Origin of the sequence: Gracilinema caldarium DSM 7334 (assembly GCF_000219725.1) — a bacterium.
GTDB classification, from domain to species: Bacteria; Spirochaetota; Spirochaetia; order Treponematales; family Breznakiellaceae; genus Gracilinema; species Gracilinema caldarium.
This window is the reverse complement of the sequence record NC_015732.1, coordinates 1,814,556-1,836,708: the sequence shown is the minus strand read 5'-3', so window position 1 is coordinate 1,836,708 and position 22,153 is coordinate 1,814,556. Positions and strand designations below refer to the sequence as shown.

Below are 22,153 nucleotides of genomic sequence, written 5' to 3'. Positions count from 1 at the left end.
GATTGATGAAACGACGTATATTGATATTAGGCGCAGGTCTTATGCAACGCCCCGCTATCTCCTTTGCGAAAGAAATGGGTCTTGAAGCCGTAGTCGTCGATGCAGATCCCCATGCGGTTTGTACAGGATTGGCAGACCGTTTTGAAAAAATCGACCTCAAAGATAAGGATGCTTTAGAAGCCTTTGCCCGTTCATTACAGCGTGATGGCGGCCTCTCGGCGGTTATGACCGCTGGGACCGACTTTTCTGCCTCCGTTGCCTGGGTTGCAGAAAAATTAGGGTTACCAGGTATTCCCTACAAAACCGCCCTCGATGCTTCCGACAAGGAACGGATGCGCCGCCGTTTTAAAGAAGCCGGCATTCCTTCACCGAAGTTTTATATTGTTCATCAATCTGATATGGAGGATATTAACCTTCTCAAACTGCCTTTTTCTATGCCGGTAGTGGTAAAACCGGTGGACAACATGGGGGCCCGGGGCTGCCGCAGGGTCGATTCTGAAGAAGAGCTACTTATTGCACTGCAGGATGCCCTGGCTTTTTCTCGCTCCGGCCGGGCAATTGTAGAAGAGTACATGGAGGGTCCAGAATTTTCTGTAGATGCCATTGTCTATCAGGGAGAAATTACCATCTGTGGTCTTGCAGATCGGCACATTTATTTTCCTCCCTATTTCATAGAAATGGGACATACCATGCCGACGAATCTCCCTCAAGAGCAAGCAGAGTGGCTTCTCTCAGTTTTTAAGGACGGGGTTCGTGCCCTGGGTATTACCAATGGAGCTGCCAAAGGTGATATTAAGCTTACTCCCCAGGGACCCATGATCGGTGAAATTGCAGCTCGGCTCTCAGGGGGCTATATGTCCGGTTGGACCTATCCCTATGCTTCAGGTGTAGAGCCTACAAAGGCCGCTATTTCGGTAGCCCTCGGGGAAAAGCCAATGAATCTTGAACCCCTGCGGAACTGGACCAGTGCCGAACGGGCCTTTATTTCTATTCCAGGACAGGTAGCGGAGATCTATGGCCTGGATGAAGCCAGTAAACTGCCTGGTGTAAAGGACATTTTCCCCCGAATCAATAAAGGAAGCAGAGTCCAATTCCCTGAAAACAATGTCACCAAGTGCGGAAATGTAATTGCGGTACTCCCCGATAGAAAAGGGGCCATAGACGCCGCTGAAACTGCCGCCAGACGGGTTTGGATACGCCTTGCCGCACCAAATCAAGAAACTGACGCCTTTTTATATACAGACCTTTACCTCGAAGAACGGCAATTTCCCCCATCAGCGTTTCAAATTACCCCACAGCAACGGCAAGAGCTTCTCCAAATTCCTGACCCGGAACCACGATATAACCTTGTACTATCAGGTACCATAGCATTGCTTCCCTTCTCAGGATTTTTGGATTCATCCCTTACGGATTATCATGGCAACACGCCAACGGACTGCCTGCAGATACTGAGAACCATAACTGGTCTTACGTTGCCTATTTTAACACATCCAACTCCGGATACAGCCTTATTAGGACGCCGGTTCTGGTTGGCCTTTGTTCGGGGATCTTACCAGGGAATCTTATATTATATTGATGAACTGATGTCCCAGGCGGTAGAACGGAACCGATAATGGACAGAAGACTTTCCTTCAAAAAGTATATTGTTTTTTTAATCCTGCTCTTCATCAGCTCATTCTGTTTTGCTGATGATATAGAACTTTCTCAAGCCCTATCCCGGCTTTCGGCAAAACTGAGCTGGGATCCCCTTATGCAGACCGGTTTACTGATTACAGACTTACACCATATTTCCTTCGGAATAGGTTATAATACTCAAAGCTCCCCTTTTATCATTGATAATCGATATGTACTCTATCTACCCAGTCCCCGATATACCGACTCAAGGCTTGTTTTCCCTTCAGAAACCATCGAAGGTCTTGAGAAAGCTCTGCTTTCGTTACTATCGAAAAGCCAGGCCTTGTACCGTATTGCTGCCATCGTTATCGATCCGGGGCATGGTGGAAAGGATAGTGGTGCGGTGGCTGAACACCTGATAGAAAAGAAAAAAGTTACCCTTCAGGAAAAAAATATAACCCTCTCTGTAGGGAAACAGGTCTATGAGCTTTTAAAAACACAATTTCCCGAAAAGCGAATTCTTATGACCCGAACTGGAGATACCTATCCTACCCTTGAAGATCGGGTTTCTATCGCCAATGCCATACCCCTTGGGGAACACGAAGCAATTCTCTTTATATCCATCCATACAAATGCATCATTTAACAAAACTGCTCGGGGCTATGAAGTATGGTATCTCAGTCCAGAATACCGTCGTACCCTGGTGGATTCTAAAAAATTTCAGGAATCGACAGAGGTTCTGCCAATTATTAATGCCATGCTGGAAGAAGAATTTACCACAGAGAGTATACTGCTCGCTCAATCAATTTTAAGCCAGTTAGATGTATCACTCGGCGATAAACTACCCTCCAGGGGTATTAAGGCTGAAGAGTGGTTTGTAGTAAGGAATGCTAAAATGCCCTCTGTCCTGGTTGAACTTGGTTTTATTACGAATTATCAAGATGCCATATTGATGAACGATTCGGCCTACTTGCAGAAGTTTTCTAACGCGTTGTATAAGGGTATAGTTGATTTTGTGAATAATTTTGAAAAAACTGGAGGTTTTACGACTGCACCATGAAAAATGATAATTCTGCCCCAGTTTTACAGGGTATTACAGGTTTTTTTCAAATTTCCATAAATAGAAGGTTAACCTTTCTTCTAGTACTGCTGGTAATTGCTTCCTTAGATGTCATACTGACGCCGAAAAAAAGATATATTTATAGTTTTTTTTCTCAAAAAACGAAAACCCTTCATATTGAAACCCGATATCTCGTTTCTGGCAAAACAAAAGAAGATCAACTGCGATATTTTATAGAAGAATACCTGCTTGGACCAAGTTCGGTAGATTTAATGCCCCTTTTCCCAGTGGATGCAGTTCTTACGACGGTTATGATCAGAAATGAGAAGGCTTATATCAATCTATCGGACTCAGCTGCCCTTCCTCTTCAAAATTCTGTGTCATTTGAACAAAGGGCACGTTTATTTACCCAAATAATACGGAAAAACTTCCAGTCTATAAAAGAAATAACCCTTTTTATTGCAGGAAATGAGGTATATCATACAAATACTGAGCGAAAAATAAAGAAAAGCGTTGACAAATAAAAACCATCTCGTATACTTTTATTTGTCCTATGCTAAATAGCGTTATACAAAGGAGCTTTGAATGAAACGGATGTTCATTCTTGTCGCCATCGCGTTGTTCGCGGCGGGATCGTTGTTTGCAGAAGAAGCGGTGCTTATCGACTTCACCAAACTTGCGGCCGACATTATTCCCAACCAGGACAACGTACCCACTCAGAACCGTGCGACCATGATGGATTTCTCCAACGTGGCCGGCGGCAGCTTCACCACCGAACAAAAAAAGGTGATGAAGACCTCCCTCGCCTTGGCTAACTGGGATGTGGTTCTCGCATCATCTTCCAGGACTGTGACCAACCAGGCCAAGAGCTATACACAGGAAGCACCTTCCAAGCAGTTTGGAAAGGTTCTTGGCGTACGGGTTCATTTCCCTGTAGAACCCTTTAATTCCTGGGCACGGATTCAGCCGCCCTTTGAAATTCCTGCCTTCGAAGCAATGACCAAGGTTGCAGATGATGGTACCATTCAGGCCCCCACTGCAGAGGACAAGGCAAGCAAATTTACCCGCTTTGAAAATGGTTACGGTGTGGTAAAGAATGTAGGTGTTATTAAGTCCCTTGCAGTTAATGTATATGGGCTTAATTTCCCCCATGGACTTTCTGCTGTACTCATTGATGCCGATGGAAACGAGAATGTGGTATTTATGGGTTACCTGAAATTCGATGGTTGGGGAGAGCTACGCTGGGACAATCCTCAGTATGTCGAGAATGTACGAAACCGGGAACTCCGGCTCTATCCGCTCTACCCAAAATCAACTCCCTTCGTAAAATTTGGAGGGTTTCTTATCCAGCGTGATGCAGCTGCTGAAGGCGGTGACTTTGTAGCATATTTTAAAGATGTTAAAGTCATCTACGATAAGGCTGTTATTGAAACTGACAGGGATATTGATGATGAAGGTCTGTGGAACATTATTCAGGACCGTGAAACTGCACGGAAAAATGCTGAAATGTCCCGCTTTGGCCAGCAGCAGGTGCTGAGATATTTGGAAGCTCAGAAGAAGGCTACTGAATCTGGCTTTACCCCTTCAACTGAAACTAAATAAGTTAGGCAACATACTATAATAACAGCTTAGTAATGCTTAATAATAAAAAGGCTGTCCTGATTTGCGGGACAGCCTTTTTGTTTATGGTCATGATTTAGTACCATAGGTAACCTGAATGGGTTGATTATGTAGTGGTTTTAAGTGAGCCCTATATTTTTAAAAAAGGCAATGAAACACAATATGAGAGCATCTATCATGCGTTTTATAAGATTACCTTTAGGAATAGTCTCATCAACAGTGAGCGGAAACTGCTGAAGAGTTCCTTCATTATCGGATATGATTAGACGTCCTATAATAGTCCCTACCTGAATCGGTGCCACTACTGGCTCAAATATTTCTATGTTCTGATTCAGCTTAATTCCACGATGTATCGATGTGGTAAAACTAAGCATATTAGTATTTCGGTCGATAACAGCATCAGCAATATGCAGGTTCGTTTTATTGAGTGTTCCTTTCCAGATTCTTGGCTGTGGTAATGGAATAGGGGAGAGATGAAGGGTTTTATAATTAGCAAAAGCCCATTCTAAAAGTTTTGTCCCATCTTCCGCTCTTATTTGTCCACCTTGCAGAGAAGATCTACCAGGGCCACCTAAAAGGACTGCAAGGAACCGTGTGTCTCCCCGTTTGGCGGTAAGAGCAATGTTATAACCTGATTCAATAATATAACCAGTTTTAAGACCATCAACCCCTTCTAGAGTATCAAGCAAGGTGTTACGGTTTGATTGAACTATAGTTCTTGGGTTGTCTCTATAGGTTTCAGGGACATTTTCTGCTTTTGGATAGGCAAATTCTCGCACCGCATGAAAATTAGTGATTGCATCAGGATGTTCTGCGATGTAGAACCTGCAGAAAGCTGCAAAATCCCTCGCGGTAGTCACATTGTGTTCCGAAATGCCGGAGGGTTCAACAAAATGGGTATGGGTAAGTCCCAATCGTTGTACTTCCTGGTTCATCCGCTCTGCAAAAACTTCAATAGATGGAGCTAAATACAGGGCGATTGCGACGGCTGCATCGTTACCGGAACAGACCGCAAGACCCAGTAACAATTCACGTAATGTAACTCGTTGTCCTGGGCCAAGGAACATAAGGCTTGACCCCCAGCTCTGATTGATTGCCCATGCGGCTCGCGGAATAGGAACGATATCATCAAGATGAACCTTGCCCATGGCAATATCCTGAAAGGCAATATGCATAGTCACTAATTTTGTGAGCGATGCTGGGGGAATAGGTTCATCAGCATTCTTTTCAAATAATACTGTCCCGGTGCTGGCATCGAGCAGTATAGCTGAACGAGAATGGATTTCCAGGTCTTCTGCAACAAGCAAAAGACCCGGAATTATTACCAGCAGTAGTAGAAAAAATTGTCTTTGCAAGAACTACCTCAAGTATTCTATAGCCTGTTAGAAATCAGCCTGTCCAACGGCTCGAGGATAGGGAATTACGTCTCTGATATTGGTCATGCCGGTAACATAGAGGATAAGCCGTTCAAAACCAAGACCAAATCCTGCATGGGGCACAGTACCAAAGCGCCGTAAATCCAAATACCACCAATAATCCTCAGGATTCATACCCAATTCCTTAATTCGGTTTTCGAGAACCTCAAGCCGTTCTTCCCGTTCTGAACCGCCAATGATTTCGCCTAAACGGGGAACCAAAACATCCATTGCTCTGACTGTCTTTCCATCCTCATTCAATTTCATGTAGAAAGCTTTAATTTCCTTGGGATAGTCTGTAACGATGACAGGGCCTCCCGCTACTTTTTCAGTCAGGTATTTTTCATGTTCACTCTGTAAATCACAACCCCAATAGGGCTTGAATTCAAAGGCTCCAGCATTTTTCTCCAGTTCCTTCACCGCATCCGTATAGGTCATATGGGTAAACTTGGAATTGACCACGCTGTCCAGGGTTTCAATAATTCCCTGCTGGATCCGCTCATTAAAAAACTCCAGGTCTTCTCTGCAGTCGGTAAGGGCTACATTAAAGAGGTGTTTCAGAAAGGCCTCTGCCAGTTCCATGTTGTCTTCCAGATGGGCAAAGGCTACTTCCGGTTCAACCATCCAGAATTCTGCAAGGTGCCGGGTGGTATTAGAATTTTCTGCACGGAAGGTTGGCCCGAAGGTATAGACCCGGGAAAGGGCTGTAGCATAGGTTTCTGCTTCGAGCTGACCCGATACGGTAAGATAACTCCGTTTACCAAAAAAATCTTTAGAATAATCGACAGCCTTGCCTGACTTTGCTAAGGCTTCCAGATCCAAGGTAGTAACCTGAAACATGGCCCCGGCCCCTTCACAGTCGCTGGCAGTAATGATTGGGGTATGGACATACTGGAAGCCTCGATGCTGGAAAAATTCATGAATTGCAAAGGCAAGGCGGCTGCGTACCCGTGCTACAGCCCCAAAGGTATTGGTTCGGGCACGGAGATGTCCAATCTCCCGGAGGAATTCCAGAGAATGCCGCTTTTTTTGTAATGGATAGTTTTCTGCAGTTGCTTTTCCGATTACAGAAATGCTAGAAGCAGTAACCTCTACCGGTTGCCCCGCAGCAGGGGAAGGAACAAGCTTTCCAGAAATTTCTACAGAAACCCCAGTAGATACTTCTGCCAGCTGTTCAGAAATGCTCTGATCGGTAAACTGGGAAAGATCAAAGGTACACTGAATGTTCTTAAAACATGAACCATCATTTACTTCGATAAAGACAAGGTGTTTTAATTCCCGTTTTGTTCGAACCCAGCCGCGTATAATGACTGTTTGCCCTTCAGGGGAAAGGGTCATAATTTCTTTGATAAGTGGTATATTCATAGCAATTTAATATAGATGAAAAATATTTTTTCGTCAAACCTATTGCATAACTATGCAAAATGTGGTCCTATTTAGTGTATAAATATACATGGAGGGCCTATGGATTCGAATAGCTATCTTTATAAGGTTCTAGAAAATAACAAAATTGATCCTGAATTATATACCAAGTATAATGTTAAGCGAGGGCTGCGAAATGCCGATGGTACTGGTGTTCTTGTTGGCCTTACCAGGGTAGGAGATGTACATGGGTATATTATGGATGAAGGCGAACGGATCCCGGTAGACGGCAAGCTCTATTACCGGGGCTATGATGTGGAAGACCTGGTTTACCATGCAGCTCAGGAACAACGGTACGGCTTCGAAGAAACTATTTATCTACTGCTTTTTGGTGATTTGCCTACAAAAGCTGAATTAGAGGAATTTTCAGATCTTCTTGGTGAAAAACGTGCTTTACCTAATAATTTTGCTGAAGATACCATTATGAAGGTGCCCTCTCCTGATATTATGAATAAACTTGCTCGTTCGGTGCTTACCTGTTATGCCTATGATGACCGAGCTGAGGATTTGTCTCCTGAGAATATACTTCGTCAATCAATAGATCTTATCGCCCGGTTTCCAACCATGGTAGCCTACGCCTACATGGCTAAAAAGCACTATTACGACCATGAAAGCCTTTTTATCCATTCACCTGGTAAAACTAAATCCACGGCAGAAACTCTCCTTTCCCTCATTCGTCAGGACCAGAAATTTACCCGCCTTGAAGCAGAAATACTCGACCTTGCTTTGGTGCTCCATGCAGAGCATGGCGGTGGTAATAATTCAACCTTTGCAGTGCACCTTATTTCTTCAGCTGATACAGACACCTATTCTGCAATTGCCGCAGGGGTAGGATCCCTTAAAGGTTTTAAGCATGGAGGTGCTAATATTAAAGTAATGGGTATGATGGAAGATATTAAAAAGGGTGTTAAAAACTGGGAGAACGAAGGCGAAGTTGCAGATTATTTAATAAAGATATTAAAGGGAGAGGCCTTTGACCGAACAGGGCTTATTTATGGACAGGGGCATGCGGTATATACAATATCGGATCCACGGGCGACCCTGTTGCGGAATAAGGCCGAAGCATTGGCAAAAGAGAAGGGGTTTTATGAAGAATTTAATCTCTATAGAACCATTGAAACTCTGGTTCCAAAGGTCTTTAAACAGGTAAAGGGTTCTGATAAATCTATTTGTACCAATGTGGACTTCTATTCCGGCTTTGTATACCACATGCTGGGGATCCCTACAGAACTCTATACTCCAATTTTTGCCATCAGCCGTGTGGCAGGCTGGTGTGCTCATCGAATGGAGGAAATTATCTCCGGTGGCAGAATTATTCGACCGGCTTATAAATGTGTTCAGCCCAGACTTCCCTTTATACCTATAGCAGATAGAAAATAAAAAAGGGAGCTGTTCCCGAGGAACAGCTCCCACCTCCTTTTTACAGCAGTTCAGCCGTTTAAACACATTATTCTTCAGCTTCCTGCACCCTAAATGCCTGGGCCGCTTTAATGACCTCTTCAGCAATCTTACCGGAGATTGGCGCATAGTGGTCAAATTCGACACTAAATGAGCCTGTGCCGCTCGTCATGGACCGCAGATCGATAGAGTATCTCAGGAGCTCTGCCTGGGGTACCTGTGCCCGAATTTCTTCGATGCCACCACCGATCGATTGCTGACCAAGAATCTTGCCTCGTTTACCCGAAAGATCCGACATGACATCGCCCATGTATTTATCTTCTACAAAGACGGTTAAATTCATAATCGGTTCCAGCAATGTAGGACTGGCCTGTTTCATGGCTTCCTTAAAGGCATTGCGGGCTGCAAGTTTAAAGGCCAATTCAGAAGAGTCTACCGGGTGTTCTTTTCCATCAACCAGTTTTACTTCTACATCGACGACGGGATACCCTGCAAGTACGCCGTTATTCATGGCTTCGTGAATACCCTTTTCTACACCGGGGATATAGCCCTTCGAAATAGCACCACCAAAGATGGCATTAATGAAGCGATACTGTTCCCCCCGTGGAAGCGGCGCAATTTCTAATACGACCTTACCATACTGGCCATGACCGCCGGTCTGTTTTTTATGGGTATATTCAGCCCCGGCCTTTTTGGTAATTGTTTCTCGATATGCAACCCGTGGAATATGGGTCTGAACTTCGATTTTTTGATTCTGTTTAATTTTGTCCAGAACAATGTTTACATGGAGTTCACCCATCCCGGAAAGGACCGCTTCTTTTGTTTCCGTGTTATATTCATACCGCAGGGTTTTATCTTCTTCGGTAGCCCGCAGGAGATATTCCCCAAGCTTATCCTCATCCCGTTTTTGAACCGCATTCACCGCAACTGAATGGACCGGTTCGGGGAGCCGTAAAGGAACAAAGGTCAGGGGATTGGCAGGATCGGTCAGGGTTTCATTGGTTTTGAGACTTGCTGACTTGGTGATAATACCAATATCACCGGCATACAGCTCTTGGACTTCTTCGAGCTTTTTGCCCTGGCAGATATAGAGCTTCCCTATTTTTTCCTTTTTGTTTTCTGTTACATTGAAAACTTCAGAATCTGCATGCAGTTTACCCTTAAACAGTTTTATCCAGGATATCTTTCCTGAAAACTGGTCATAGGTTGTTTTAATTACAAAGCCGGCAAAGGGCTTTTCCGGATCAATAGCTACAGCTTTTTCAGTCCCGTCGGGTAATACAGCGGTATCGCTGGCTGTACGGGGATCAGGCCCGATGTCGGAAACAAAATCGAGTAAAGGTATGAGCCCCGAATTCTTAAGGGGTACCCCACAGAATACGGGAACATATTTATGTTCTGCCAGCGCTTCAATCAAGCCGGTATGCATTTCTTCCGCTTCGAGGGATCCCTTATTGATATAGTGCTCCATCAGGGTATCATCCCCTTCGGCGGCGGCTTCTATCAGTCTCTGGCGGGCTTCATTCACCGCATCCTTGTATTCAGCAGGAATGGGGCCTTCTTTTTCTAGTCCATCGTTTTGGACAAAATAGGCTTTTTCATTTAATACGTCGATAACACCCTTATAATCCTTACCGGCACCCATTGGCAGGAAGAATGGGACCGGATCGATCTTCAGTTTTTCCTTAATGTCCTGGAGGGTGGCATCAAAATTAGCTCTGTCATCATCCATTTTTGTGATGTAAATGCCCCGTGGTTTGCCCCGGGCGTTCAGTATCCGCCAGATTTTCAGGGTTTCAATCTGAACACCTGAGCGGGCATCTACCGTAACCAGGGTGAACTCGGATGCTCGAATCGATAAAATCACATCCCCGATAAAGTCAGAGGAGCCCGGTGTATCCAGCACATTAATTTTTTTGCCCTTCCAATCTATATGAGCCAGGGCTGCATAGATTGAAATTTTCCGTTCAATTTCCTCTGGTGAAGCATCACTGACGGTTTTTCCTGACTCGACTGTTTCAGGCTTTTGAATTACCCCGCCGGCAAACAGCAGCCGTTCAAAGAGGGTTGTTTTGCCGGTACCGCCGTGACCGGCTAACGATAGGTTCTTGATAAGATCCGTGGTGTAGCTCATGGTGGCGTCTCCTTCGATTTTTACATGATGGGGCCGTCTTGACGGATTGTCAAGAAAAACTTCTATAGCGTATAGTAAAATTATGGAAGAACGTAAAAAACAGCTTATGGAGTTGAAAAAGAAGCAGGAAAGCTATGAAAAACGGCTTGTTGATCTTTATAAAAATTTGGGTCATGAGGTACTTGCTGCTGCAAGCATTCCTGTAAAGTTATTTAAGGATGAAACTGCAGACTATAACCGACTTGTACGAGAACAAGATAGACTCAGTGAAGTACTGGAACGATTGAAAACCCTGCTTGAAAAGGAACAGGAACTGAAGAATGCCTATAAAAAACAACTTAATAGCATTAAGGTTGATGAAAGGGATTTACAACTTCAGTATATTGCATTGGGCGTTTCGGTCCTTTCCTCATCCTTTGTGCCGGAATCGATTTTTACCCTTAAGCAGCAGTATGAAGCGCTCATTCATCAACTTGAAGAATCGGAAGATCATATCGCTGTCATTGATCAGGAAGAAACAAAGGATTTCTTTTCATTTATCGGGAAGCATACCAGAAAATTGACTCTTAAGGTCAGCCGATCAGGAAAAGAACGGGAAATGAAACAGGTGTCCCAAAAAGCAGGGCAACTATTGTTAGAAGCAGGTATTGGGGATTTTGAATTGCCTGAAGAGGCCGCCAGTCTTATGAATCTTGCCAAAGAAACCTTACAACGATTACAGGAAAAACAGACTGCACTTGCCTCATTATCCCAATCGTTGGATACTCTACGAAGGGATATACAACAACTCTGTGCAGAGAATCGCCCCCAACGGACTTTGCGTAGCCTTGAAAAACAGCAGCAACAGATGAGTCGTGAGTTGGATATGCTTTTTGAAAGGGTAGGACAAAAAATTACACTCTCCAAAGTAGAAGGGCTTGCGCAGGAAGCTCAGGATATTGTATCTGAAATTCATCAGCTTCGGGATGATCTAGCAAGTATTGGCCGGAATATCGAAATCCTTACCACGGAACTGCAGATTGACCAACTGAATAAGGAGATCGAAAAGCTTCAGAAAACAATCAGGGTTCATCAGGAACGTAAGGAAAAGGAACAAGCAATAATTACCGATGCTCAGCACAAAATGATTGAGCTTTCTGATATAATACAACGTCTCCAGCGTGTTCTGGAATGATGAGGAGATCTCTCAAAACTACAGTTTTTAAAGGTCCCCTTAGGTTATTTTTGCTTTTTATGGTACACTAGGCTTATGACTTCAAAAAACAGCTATGATGAATCGAAAATTAAGACCCTTTCCTCCCTTGAACATATCCGGCTAAGGACCGGTATGTATATTGGCCGGCTTGGGGATGGTTCCAACCCCGATGACGGTATTTACATACTCCTTAAAGAAGTGATTGATAATGCCATCGATGAATACATCATGGGCTATGGAGATGCCATAGACATAGAGGTAAAAGACGGAACGGTTAAGGTACGGGATTATGGCCGCGGCATTCCCCTGGGCAAGCTTGTGGAATGCGTTTCAGTCATCAATACGGGTGCTAAATATAACGATGATGTATTCCAATTTTCTGTGGGCTTAAATGGTGTTGGAACCAAGGCGGTTAATGCCCTGTCTTCCCACTTCAGGGTGGTCGCAATCAGGAATGGAGAATTTGCAGAAGCTGTTTTTAAACAGGGTGTTTTACAGCAAGAACGAAAGGGCAAGCTGAAGGAAAGCCAGCGTGATGGCACCTATGTGGAATTTACCCCTGACAGGGAGATCTTTGGTGACTATCAATTTAATTTGGAATTTATTGAAAAGCGGATCTGGAATTATGCATATCTAAATGCGGGCCTTACTCTCCGTTTCAATGGTCAAATATACAAATCGGAACAGGGGCTCCTAGATCTTTTAAAAGAAGAAACCGGCTCAGAGGTTATTTATCCTGTTGGGTATTATAAGAGTGAACGGCTGGAGATTGCCTTTACCCACACCAATAATTATGGAGAAGAATATTTTTCCTTTGTGAACGGTCAGTACACTTCCGATGGCGGCACCCATCTTTCTGCATTTAAGGAAGGGTTTCTTAAAGGTATACAGGCTTATTTTAAAAAGGATTATAAAAGTGAAGATGTCCGTGAAGGGACCACCGCAGCGATTGCCGTAAAATTAAAAAATCCGGTCTTTGAGAGCCAGACAAAAAATAAACTGGGGAACTCCGATATCAGGCCCTGGATTGTGCAGGAAGTAAAAACTGCCGTAGAGGACTGGCTCCATAAAAATACCGAAGCGGCAAAACAGCTGGAACTTAAAATCATTGCCAATGAAAAACTCAGGACCGAGCTGAATGTGGTAAAAAAGGAAGCCCGGGAAGCGGCCAAAAAAATTGCCCTGAAAATACCTAAGCTTAAGGACTGTAAATATCACCTGGAAGATGGACCGAAGGGAGCCGAATCGACCATTTTTATTACCGAAGGAGATTCAGCGGCGGGTTCCATGGTTTCCAGTCGTGATGTCATGACCCAGGCGATTTTTGCCCTCCGGGGAAAACCGGAGAACATTTATGGCAAAAAACGGACTGCGATTTATAAAAACGAAGAACTCTATAACATGATGATGGCCCTGGGTATTGAAAATGATGTCAGCGGTCTCCGCTATGCCAAAATCGTTATTGCCACCGATGCGGACTTTGATGGTTTTCATATTCGGAACCTGCTCCTTACCTTTTTCCTTTCTTTCTTTGAAGAACTGGTTACCCAGGGGCATGTGTTTATCCTTGAAACACCCCTGTTCAGGGTTCGCAACAAAAAGGAAACCCGGTACTGCTACAGCGAAAAGGAGCGGGACGAGGCGGTAAAGGCCCTTGGTTCCGGTTGCGAAGTGACCCGATTTAAGGGCCTTGGCGAAATTAGCCCCAAGGAATTCGGCCAGTTTATCGGCAAGGATATGCGTCTCGTGCCGGTGACAATAAACACTCTTAAAGCGGTGCCTCAGGTTCTGGAATTTTATATGGGCAAGAATACTCCGGAACGGCGGGATTACATTATGAAAAATCTTATTGCGGATGTGACCTAAGGAATAACCATGGCTTATATTAAAACCCTCTTCGACAGAAACTTTATTGAATATGCTTCCTATGTCATCAAAGACCGGGCTATTCCGGATCTCGAAGATGGCTTAAAACCGGTACAGCGGCGGATTTTACATTCCCTTTTTGAAATGGATGATGGTAAATTTCATAAGGTGGCCAACGTGGTGGGCCATTGTATGAAGTATCATCCCCATGGGGATGCCTCAATCGGGTCTGCTCTGGTAGTTTTAGCCAACAAGGACCTGTTTATTGATAAGCAGGGAAACTTTGGCAATATTTTTACCGGTGACGAAGCCTCTGCGGCCCGATATATCGAATGCCGGGCTACCCCCTTAGCTAAGGAACTGCTCTATAACCCCAAGCTGACCCCCATGGTCGATTCCTACGATGGCCGAAACAAGGAACCGGTGGTTTTCCCTGCGAAGATTCCCGTAGTCCTTGTGCTGGGAGCCGAAGGTATAGCGGTGGGGATGTCTACGAAGATACTTCCCCATAATATTGTGGAGGTCCTCGAGGCGGAAAAGGCCTGCCTGGCAGGGAAAAAATTCAAGCTCTATCCTGATTTCCCCACCGGCGGCCTTATGGATGTTTCCGATTACCGGGACGGAAACGGCAAGGTGGTTGTCCGGGCTAAGCTTGATGTGTCGGACCCAAAACGGATTGTAATCCGTGAACTGCCCTACGGTTCAACGACGGAAAGCCTCATCGCCAGTGTGGAAGCCGCCGCCAAGGCAGGACGCATCAAGATACAATCAATTTCGGACTTTACCACCGAGCAGGTGGAAATAGAAATTAAACTGGCCCGGGGTGTTTATTCTGAAGAAACCGTCAATGCCCTGTATGCCTTTACTGAATGTGAACAATCCATCTCGGTGAACCTATTGGTCATCAAGGATGGTATGCCCACCATCATGACCGTTACCGAAGTGATTGAATATCACGCTAAACAGCTGGTATCCATCCTGACAAAGGAACTGGAACTGGAACGTTCAGAACTTTTGGATAAGGTTCATCTACGCACCCTGGAACGGATTTTTATCGAAGAACGGATTTATAAGGCCATCGAGGAGATGAAGACCGCCGAAGCTGTACAGAAAGCGGTCATCGATGGGTTTAAACCCTTTATGAAAGAAATCGGAAAGCGGGGTGTAAGCCCTGAAGATGTGGAACACCTCCTTAAAATCCCGATCCGCCGGATCTCCCTCTACGATATCAACAAAGCTAAGGCGGAACTTAAAGAAATAAAGGCGCGAATTGCCGAAATCGAAGGGCACCTTAAAAATATCACCGCCTATGCGACCGCTTTCCTTGATGGCATTATTGCTAAGATTAAGGCCAACGAGGACCTGGGGAAGGGGAAACGCAAAACTCAAATAGAGTCCTTTAATCGTATTGATGTTAAAGAAGTGGTGAAAAAGGACCTGGAATTGCATTATGATGCAGAAACGGGGTATCTGGGAACCCAATTAGCCACCGGTACCATGATCGCAGAGGTTTCCCCCTTTGACAGGATCCTTGTTTTGCGAAATAACGGTACCTATAGTGTTATCGATTTGCCGGAAAAAGTTTTTGTTGGTGAACATGCCTGGTGGGTTGGCATTGCAGACAAGGAAGCGCTCTCAAAAACCGTTTTCTCAATTATCTACAAAGAGGCTGAAACCGGTTATCCCTATATAAAACGTTGTGTGATCGAAGGCTGGATTATGAACAAGGAATACAATCTGGTTCCGGAGGGAGCTCAGGTACTCCATATTGATACCCGTGACAAGGGAAGTCTTGTGGTAACCTATGTTCCCAAGCCACGGATAAAAGTAACCAAGGAGACCATCAAACTACAGGATTATCTGGTGAAGGGACTTAAAGCTGGTGGGGTGCGAATAGCCGCAAGGGAAGCCGCAGGGGTGGAGGTAAAATAGGACTTTTACCATTCCCCTGCAAAAGGTGGGTATCTTCCTAGGCGCCTGTCGGACTTGACCAGTCCGACAGACCGCTAGGCAACGGAACTTGCTGCCTCCTTCATCTCATACAGATAGCCTGTTTTTATACAGAGATCGAACAGATGATAGGGCATGAACTCTTCTATAATTTTTTCATAGCCATCTTTAACACGGACAACCCGTGTCATATAGCCACTATCTATCTCATATAGGATGTCAAGGAATTCGACCCTGCCGGTTTCACATTTGATGCAATAGCGTTTCATGTGCATCCTCCTATATATAGATATCGGAAAAAAGGATTTGAAGGTTTACCCTTTTAAGGATTTACCCTTTCTTTACGGGGGTGCCCATGGTATAGTAGGTATTATGCCCAGTGATGCCCATTGCCATCCTTTTGATATGCTTACTTCCCAGCCTCATGCTGAGGCTAATCGGCGTGCGCTTGATCTTGTGGTTGCTGCAAGCAGCTGGAATGCTTCTGAATTTTCTTATCATGAGGCTCTTGCTAAGGAGGCTATCCATAATGGAGGCCCTCTTATGGCACTCTGCTTTGGTGTGCATCCCCAGCTCCCTCTTGCAAAGCCCGATGCAGTGAATGCTTCTCTGGACACATTGTACCAATCTGCAGAAACAGGCCTGCTTTCTGCGATTGGAGAAGTCGGGTTTGATTTCTTTGATGAACCTTTTCGAGCTACAGAGTTCAGGCAGGAAGAATTATTTCATCTCCAGCTCAATCTTGCTATTGTGAAGGGTCTCCCGCTGATACTGCACCTCAGGCGGGCAATGCATAAAATATTTCGGTATGCAAAAGACCTTGCACGGCTCCCCGCAGTAGTTTTTCATTCCTACTCTGGCACCTATGAGGAAGCCCTAGCCCTCAAAAAACGGGGTGTCAGAGTTTTTTGTTCCTTTGGCACAACAATTGCGTTAAATCACCGAAAAACTATGAGGGCCTGTGCTTTACTTCCTCCGGAAATGCTCCTCTTCGAGACCGATGCACCTTATCAACCTCTACGAGGTAAGACCTATTCACACTATGAAGATCTTTTTACGGTTGTGAAAACCGCAGCATTGCTCAGAGCCGAAGCAGAGAGTTCTTGCTGCACCGAAGAATCTCTGCATGCTATAAATGACACCAATTTTAAGAACATTTTCTGTGCAAAGACATAAGAGGATTTCCAAAAACTTATGTTTGTAGAGGTGCCCATAAATATATTATTAGGTTTCAATAGAGTCTGGATTATTTTGAATATACTTACGCTCCCTGAGTGGCCTTTCCTGGATATAACTATTCAAAATATTCTGTTCCCCCTCAGGGAAGGATTCGAAATGAAAGGACACAATTTTACCGGTTCTCACCAATTTACAAACCGGTGAAAGAATCCTATCCCCTACACGAAGGGAGCACTCGGACAATATAGTGTCCAATCCTAGTTGCTGAATAGAAGGAGCATTGTCGGGTATAAACGCAAGCCCTGTGGCGGAAATAGTTTCAATGGTACCGGTTATGAGGGTGTGATCCCCTGGATTATAAGCGATAAAACCAAAACGGTCCCAGGGGCCAGGGCGTACTCGTTTAGAGCGGCGGCCATCATCTATAGGGAGATAACGGCTCAGAATTCCCTGTAGCCGATCCAGTTCCTCTGGATCAGATAAATGTTCCGAAACTATTCCGCTCACGCCGATATAGGAAGCCTTAGCCGCTTCTTCAAAGGGAAAATTAGGCCCCTTAAGAATGACTATGGCAGTTTTGTCTTTTGGGCGTTCGCTCCGGATAAACTGAACCAGGGTTTTCCAATGCCTTGGAAAATCCTCACCGCTAATAATAACTCCATCGGGATCAACTTCATCTATGTTATCCATGGCTTTGAGGGGATGTCGGTACCGAATCAACTCAAAACCAAGGGGACGTACATAGGAAGCAATGAAGCTATAGGTTTCATCGGATGCAATGACTAACAAGAGTTTCATTCTGTCCCCAGATTAATTACAGAATAATCTACCACCATCCAGATACCATCCTTACGCCGCACATAGTAGGTATACCGTTTACGTTCAACATAGGTTCCATAACGGAATTTTTCAAGGACTGTTACAGTGCCATCCTGAGCCCCATAATTGGTTCTCTCTACGGTAAATTCTATTGGTATGGTAGCAATGTCTCCATCTACTATTGCATTTTTAAGGTCCGAACGGTAGCGTTCGAGCATTTTCTGCCGGCCTTCTTCCGATTCAGCCTGCCACTGACGTTTTCGCACCCCATCCCGGCTCAGCATAGCTTCCAGGTCTAGATACAGAAAAAACTTCTCCCATTGTCCTTTCTGACGTGCCGAAAGGATATATTCTATAACTTGATCTGGAGGCAGATTCTGACGTACCAGTATTGCATTGGTATCTGCATCCAGTACAGGGGCTGGTTTTCCCGGTTCGGCTAAAGGTGCTGGCCGTAAGGTAAGTGCAAGCCGGTTTGATTCAATAACCGGATTTTGTATATTGCGAACGGTTACTCCAGCGCTTTCTGAAAAATTATTAGGGGGAGTATTTCCTGCGGTAATCCGTGTGGTCTGATAGAGTTCTGGATAGAACCGGGCCTGTATAAGGTATGATCCAGTCTGATCCAGTTTTGCATATTCGGTCAGATCCTCGGCAAAGGAAAAAGATTCACCACTCTGGAGCACAACCTCTCTAAAAAAAACCTGTTGATTTAGAGTCCGCTTTCTGATAAGAATTTCCGAAGATTCTAAACTACGGTTTGTCATGGTTCGGACATCAAAATCAATCGAAAATGCCCGCTCATCTGCCAGGTAAAACCGATAGGTCGATGCACTATTGTTGGTGATATTGATTTGAATGAAAATAGGGCCCTGTCCGGCAAAGTAGACCTTTTTTTCTAAATACCGAATTGAAACATTGATATCCTGTGCCGGTAGTACAAAGGATATACAGAAGAACATGAATGAGGCGGCCAGTGCACATGTATTCCAAGGTTTCACATCGAAACTCCATATATGGATATATTACCATAATCGGTAAAACAATATGAATACCTTATTATTTCCTGCATTGCAGAACAGGATAAGAAAATCTCAGGCCCTACAGGATGTTATCGCTGCCTTTGCAGGCAATCGATTTCCCCTGGAACTGGAAGGGGCCGATGGTTCCTTTGCATCTATATTGATTGCAGAACTCGCCTCAAAAGCCCCGGGTCCAATCCTGGTGGTCTGTCCCACTGAACAGGAAGCAGAGGATGTAGCTTCCGACCTGGCGGCAGCGGGGCAAAAGCCAGACCTGTTCCCCTGGTGGGGGACCATCCCGTACCGGGATCTGGCTCCCGCCTCTGCAACCTTTGGGGAGAGGAGCCGAATTCTTTCTCTGCTGTGTTCCAATAGTTTGCCTCTGCTGGTCTGTTCGGAGCGGGCCTTTCTGACCCCGCTGCCGTCGGCTGCATACATCGCATCCCACTTACAGACCCTGCGGCAGGGGCAAAAGATTGATACGGTACAACTGGCGGAAACCCTCACCAGCTATGGATATACCCGGGTTCCCAAAGTCCAGGTTCATGGAGAATTTGCACTTCGTGGGGAAGTTCTTGACATTTTTATGGCCGGTGACACCGATGCCTACCGGATCCTTTTTGATTTTGACAAAATTGAGTCGATTAAGCGTTTTAATCCGGAGGACCAGAGCGGTCTGGAACGGGTTGGCCAGGTGGTACTGCGGCCCCTTAAGGAAGTCCTATGGACTCCGGAACGGATCGAAACTTTACAGCACAATTTACTAGAGCTTGATGAATTTAAGGATGCAAAGCTCGATTTCCTTGATGTTCTTGCAGCCAGGAAAACCTTTTCCGGGGAAGAACTTTTTTATTCCCTGGCCTTTGAAAAGGCTGCAACAATTTTGGACTACCTCCCCGAATCGGCCACGGTTGTTTTTGTAGATAAGGAACGGCTCGAAAATGCCCAGGAAAGTCTGGAACGGGAATATGAAGGCCTGTATCGGAAGGCCCGGCGGGAACGGCCTGTTCCCGCCCCAAGCCGGATACTGCTTACCTTTAAAAACCTGGCCCAATGGGCTGGCCGGCGGGTCTCCTTCCAGACCATAAAAGGCTCAGGGGAAGCCGATGCAACCCGGCTCAGACTTGCCTGTGATCCTCCCCGCAGTTTTTTCGGGAACATCACCTACCTAAAGGAAGAGTTTGCCAACCTTAGTAAGGAAGGCTGGCAGATTGTTGTTACCGCAGAATCGGAAAGTCAGGCCCTGCGGCTCGAAGAACTCCTTAAGGACTTGCATGTTTCGGTGATTGTACTGCCCCTGGCCACTGGTTTTGCCCTTCCGGACATCAAACTTATGGTGGTCCAGGAAAACGAAATTTTCGGCCGCCGGAAACGGATTCCCCGATCCCTGAAACACGCCCGCAGTGCGGCCATCGATACCTTTGTAGAACTGAATCCCGGGGATTATGTAGTCCATGTTAACTATGGCATTGGGCTCTTTAAGGGTATAGAACGGATAAAAGCCCTGGGCCATGAGCGGGATTACATCAAACTGGAATATGCCGATGAAGAATATGTCTTTGTGCCCATCGAACAGGTTAATCTGGTCCAGCGGTACATCGGAAATGAAGGCAATGCACCGCGGCTTGACAAACTGGGTTCCAAAAGCTGGGAAAATCGCAAGAACCGGGTAAAAAAGTCCGTAGAAGACATTGCTCAGCGGCTCATCGACCTCTATTCAAAACGAAAGGCTGTTCAGGGCTATGCGTTCCCTAAGGATACGGAATGGCAGACCGCCTTTGAGGCAGCCTTTCCCTATGAAGAAACGGAGGATCAGCTCCGCTGTGTGGAAGAGATTAAACGGGATATGGAAAGCCCCTTTCCCATGGACCGGCTTGTCTGTGGTGATGTAGGATACGGAAAAACCGAAGTTGCAGTCCGGGCCTGTTTTAAGGCTGTCATGGGGGGAAAACAGGTAGCTTTCCTGGCACCCACAACGATTCTGGCCGAACAGCACTATGAAAATTTCCAGGAACGCTTTGCCCAGTTTCCCGTGCGGCTGGGCATGCTGTCTCGTTTTGTAGACCGTGCTGAAGCCCGAAAAACCCTGGAAGCGGTGAAAAAGGGGGAGATTGATATTCTTGTCGGGACACACCGGATCATTCAAAAGGATGTGGTCTTTAAGGACCTGGGCCTCCTGGTTATAGACGAGGAACAGCGTTTCGGTGTGAAGGATAAGGAACGGCTCAAAGAACTTAAGACCAATATCGATTGTCTTACCCTGAGTGCTACACCTATTCCCCGGACCCTCCACATGAGCCTCCTTAAAATCCGGGACATGAGCCTCCTTACCACACCGCCCTATAACCGTCATCCGGTGGAAACCACCATTGATGAATTCAATGAGGATAGAATTGCCGCCGCCATCAGGCGGGAAGTCGAGCGGGGCGGCCAGGTTTTTTATCTCCATAACCGGGTGGAAAGCCTTGATGAGGTACGCCGCATGCTGGAACGGATTGTCCCGGAGATGCTCATCGATATAGCCCATGGACAAATGGATCCCCATGAACTGGAAGATGTGATGCACCGTTTTATCCATGGGGGCTTTCATGTCCTTGTCTCCACCACCATTATTGAAAACGGTATTGATATACCCAATGTTAATACCATCATCATAGACCGGGCCGATATGTACGGGGTTTCTCAGCTCTATCAGCTTCGAGGCCGGGTAGGCCGTTCAGACCGGGTCGCCTATGCTTACCTCTTTTATCCTAAGGACAAAGCCCTCTCAGAGCTTGCCATGAAGCGGCTCCAGGTTATCTCCGATTTCACCGAACTGGGTTCGGGGTTTAAAATTGCCATGAAGGACATGGAAATCCGGGGGGCGGGCAACCTTTTAGGACGGGAACAATCGGGAGACATCTATTCGGTTGGTTTTGATATGTACCTCCGGCTCCTCGATGAGGCGGTTCAGCGGCTTCAGGATGCCAACTATGAAGTAGAAAACGAAACCTACCTGGAATTGGAATATTCAGGCTTTATCCCCGACTCCTATATCGATTCGGCCCAGGAAAAAATGGAAGTCTACAAGAAAATTGCAGCTATTCAGAGCAGGGATGAACTGGAACAGGTTTATGCGGAACTCCTGGACCGCTTTGGTCCCCTGCCGGATGTGGTGCAGAGCCTCCTGTCATTGGCGGAAATTCGCATTATCTGCAAGGACCTCTCTATTGCATCCCTTAAGGAGCGGGGGGGCATGGTACGGATTGAATTTGCTAAAGTTTCCAGGGTAAAAGTAGACCGGCTCATCAGGTTGATGAAAGAAAGCGCCGGTAAGGTCAAATTGGACCCGAAACAGCCGAATGTGCTCATCCTGCAAACCGGTGCCATCGGGCTTCATGAAAAGAGTGAGTTTATCCGGGAAAAACTTGCCGCCCTGGTCGAATAATGTGGAATAATAATCTGGAATAATAAAGATCA

General features: G+C 45.6%; 16 protein-coding genes. 10 read left to right on the top strand and 6 right to left on the bottom strand.

Annotated elements, in window-relative coordinates:
• Positions 1–5: 5 nt before the first annotated feature.
• The 4 genes from SPICA_RS08300 to SPICA_RS08285 all read left to right on the top strand — a co-directional run bounded on the left by SPICA_RS08300 (position 6) and on the right by SPICA_RS08285 (position 4,276).
• Positions 6–1,613, top strand: coding sequence for an ATP-grasp domain-containing protein (locus SPICA_RS08300; RefSeq protein ID WP_013969085.1), 1,608 nt, complete (start codon positions 6–8; stop codon positions 1,611–1,613).
• On the top strand, positions 1,613–2,674 hold the full coding sequence (locus SPICA_RS08295; RefSeq protein ID WP_013969084.1) for an N-acetylmuramoyl-L-alanine amidase family protein: 1,062 nt from the start codon (positions 1,613–1,615) through the stop codon (positions 2,672–2,674). Before SPICA_RS08300 ends, SPICA_RS08295 begins: the two co-directional genes overlap by 1 nt.
• Positions 2,671–3,198: a GerMN domain-containing protein gene (locus tag SPICA_RS08290; RefSeq protein ID WP_013969083.1), complete on the top strand. Its 528-nt coding sequence runs from the start codon at positions 2,671–2,673 to the stop codon at positions 3,196–3,198. The genes SPICA_RS08295 and SPICA_RS08290 overlap by 4 nt, the downstream gene beginning before the upstream one ends.
• A gap of 61 nt (positions 3,199–3,259) precedes the next feature.
• Positions 3,260–4,276, top strand: a complete 1,017-nt coding sequence (locus SPICA_RS08285; RefSeq protein WP_013969082.1) for a flagellar filament outer layer protein FlaA — start codon at positions 3,260–3,262, stop codon at positions 4,274–4,276.
• A gap of 137 nt (positions 4,277–4,413) precedes the next feature.
• Here SPICA_RS08285 and SPICA_RS08280 read toward each other — a convergent pair whose 3' ends face one another.
• Together SPICA_RS08280 and asnS are read right to left on the bottom strand one after the other, a co-directional pair.
• On the bottom strand, positions 4,414–5,649 hold the full coding sequence (locus SPICA_RS08280; RefSeq protein ID WP_013969081.1) for a D-alanyl-D-alanine carboxypeptidase family protein: 1,236 nt from the start codon (positions 5,647–5,649) through the stop codon (positions 4,414–4,416).
• A 27-nt stretch (positions 5,650–5,676) separates the two neighbouring features.
• Positions 5,677–7,074 (bottom strand): asparagine--tRNA ligase, encoded by a 1,398-nt coding sequence (asnS, locus tag SPICA_RS08275; RefSeq protein WP_013969080.1) that lies wholly within the window; start codon positions 7,072–7,074, stop codon positions 5,677–5,679.
• A 99-nt stretch (positions 7,075–7,173) separates the two neighbouring features.
• Between asnS and SPICA_RS08270 the strand changes: the two genes are divergently transcribed.
• Complete coding sequence (locus SPICA_RS08270) at positions 7,174–8,511, top strand: citrate/2-methylcitrate synthase (protein ID WP_013969079.1); 1,338 nt, start codon at positions 7,174–7,176, stop codon at positions 8,509–8,511.
• A 67-nt stretch (positions 8,512–8,578) separates the two neighbouring features.
• Here the strand turns inward: SPICA_RS08270 and fusA are convergent, their stop codons facing one another.
• Entirely contained in the window at positions 8,579–10,663 is a 2,085-nt protein-coding gene (gene fusA / locus SPICA_RS08265; protein ID WP_013969078.1) for an elongation factor G, read from the bottom strand.
• Positions 10,664–10,745: 82 nt separating this feature from the next.
• Between fusA and SPICA_RS08260 the strand changes: the two genes are divergently transcribed.
• From SPICA_RS08260 to SPICA_RS08250, 3 genes are all read left to right on the top strand, one after another.
• Complete coding sequence (locus tag SPICA_RS08260) at positions 10,746–11,837, top strand: hypothetical protein (RefSeq protein WP_013969077.1); 1,092 nt, start codon at positions 10,746–10,748, stop codon at positions 11,835–11,837.
• A gap of 75 nt (positions 11,838–11,912) precedes the next feature.
• A complete protein-coding gene (locus SPICA_RS08255; RefSeq protein ID WP_013969076.1) occupies positions 11,913–13,724 on the top strand; it encodes a DNA topoisomerase IV subunit B in 1,812 nt (603 codons plus the stop codon).
• A gap of 9 nt (positions 13,725–13,733) precedes the next feature.
• Positions 13,734–15,656: a DNA topoisomerase IV subunit A gene (locus tag SPICA_RS08250; RefSeq protein WP_013969075.1), complete on the top strand. Its 1,923-nt coding sequence runs from the start codon at positions 13,734–13,736 to the stop codon at positions 15,654–15,656.
• 74 nt (positions 15,657–15,730) lie between these two features.
• On the opposite strand, the gene SPICA_RS08245 is transcribed toward SPICA_RS08250, so the two are convergent.
• Complete coding sequence (locus SPICA_RS08245; protein ID WP_013969074.1) at positions 15,731–15,943, bottom strand: hypothetical protein; 213 nt, start codon at positions 15,941–15,943, stop codon at positions 15,731–15,733.
• A 103-nt stretch (positions 15,944–16,046) separates the two neighbouring features.
• Between SPICA_RS08245 and SPICA_RS08240 the strand changes: the two genes are divergently transcribed.
• Entirely contained in the window at positions 16,047–16,850 is an 804-nt protein-coding gene (locus tag SPICA_RS08240; RefSeq protein WP_013969073.1) for a TatD family hydrolase, read from the top strand.
• Between the two features lie 48 nt (positions 16,851–16,898).
• On the opposite strand, the gene SPICA_RS08235 is transcribed toward SPICA_RS08240, so the two are convergent.
• Positions 16,899–17,651 (bottom strand): hypothetical protein, encoded by a 753-nt coding sequence (locus SPICA_RS08235; RefSeq protein WP_013969072.1) that lies wholly within the window; start codon positions 17,649–17,651, stop codon positions 16,899–16,901.
• A complete protein-coding gene (locus SPICA_RS08230) occupies positions 17,648–18,673 on the bottom strand; it encodes a hypothetical protein (RefSeq protein WP_013969071.1) in 1,026 nt (341 codons plus the stop codon). The genes SPICA_RS08235 and SPICA_RS08230 overlap by 4 nt, the downstream gene beginning before the upstream one ends.
• A 46-nt stretch (positions 18,674–18,719) precedes the next feature.
• Here SPICA_RS08230 and mfd point away from each other — a divergent pair, with 46 nt between their 5' ends.
• Positions 18,720–22,121: a transcription-repair coupling factor gene (mfd, locus tag SPICA_RS08225; RefSeq protein ID WP_013969070.1), complete on the top strand. Its 3,402-nt coding sequence runs from the start codon at positions 18,720–18,722 to the stop codon at positions 22,119–22,121.
• Positions 22,122–22,153: the final 32 nt, after the last annotated feature.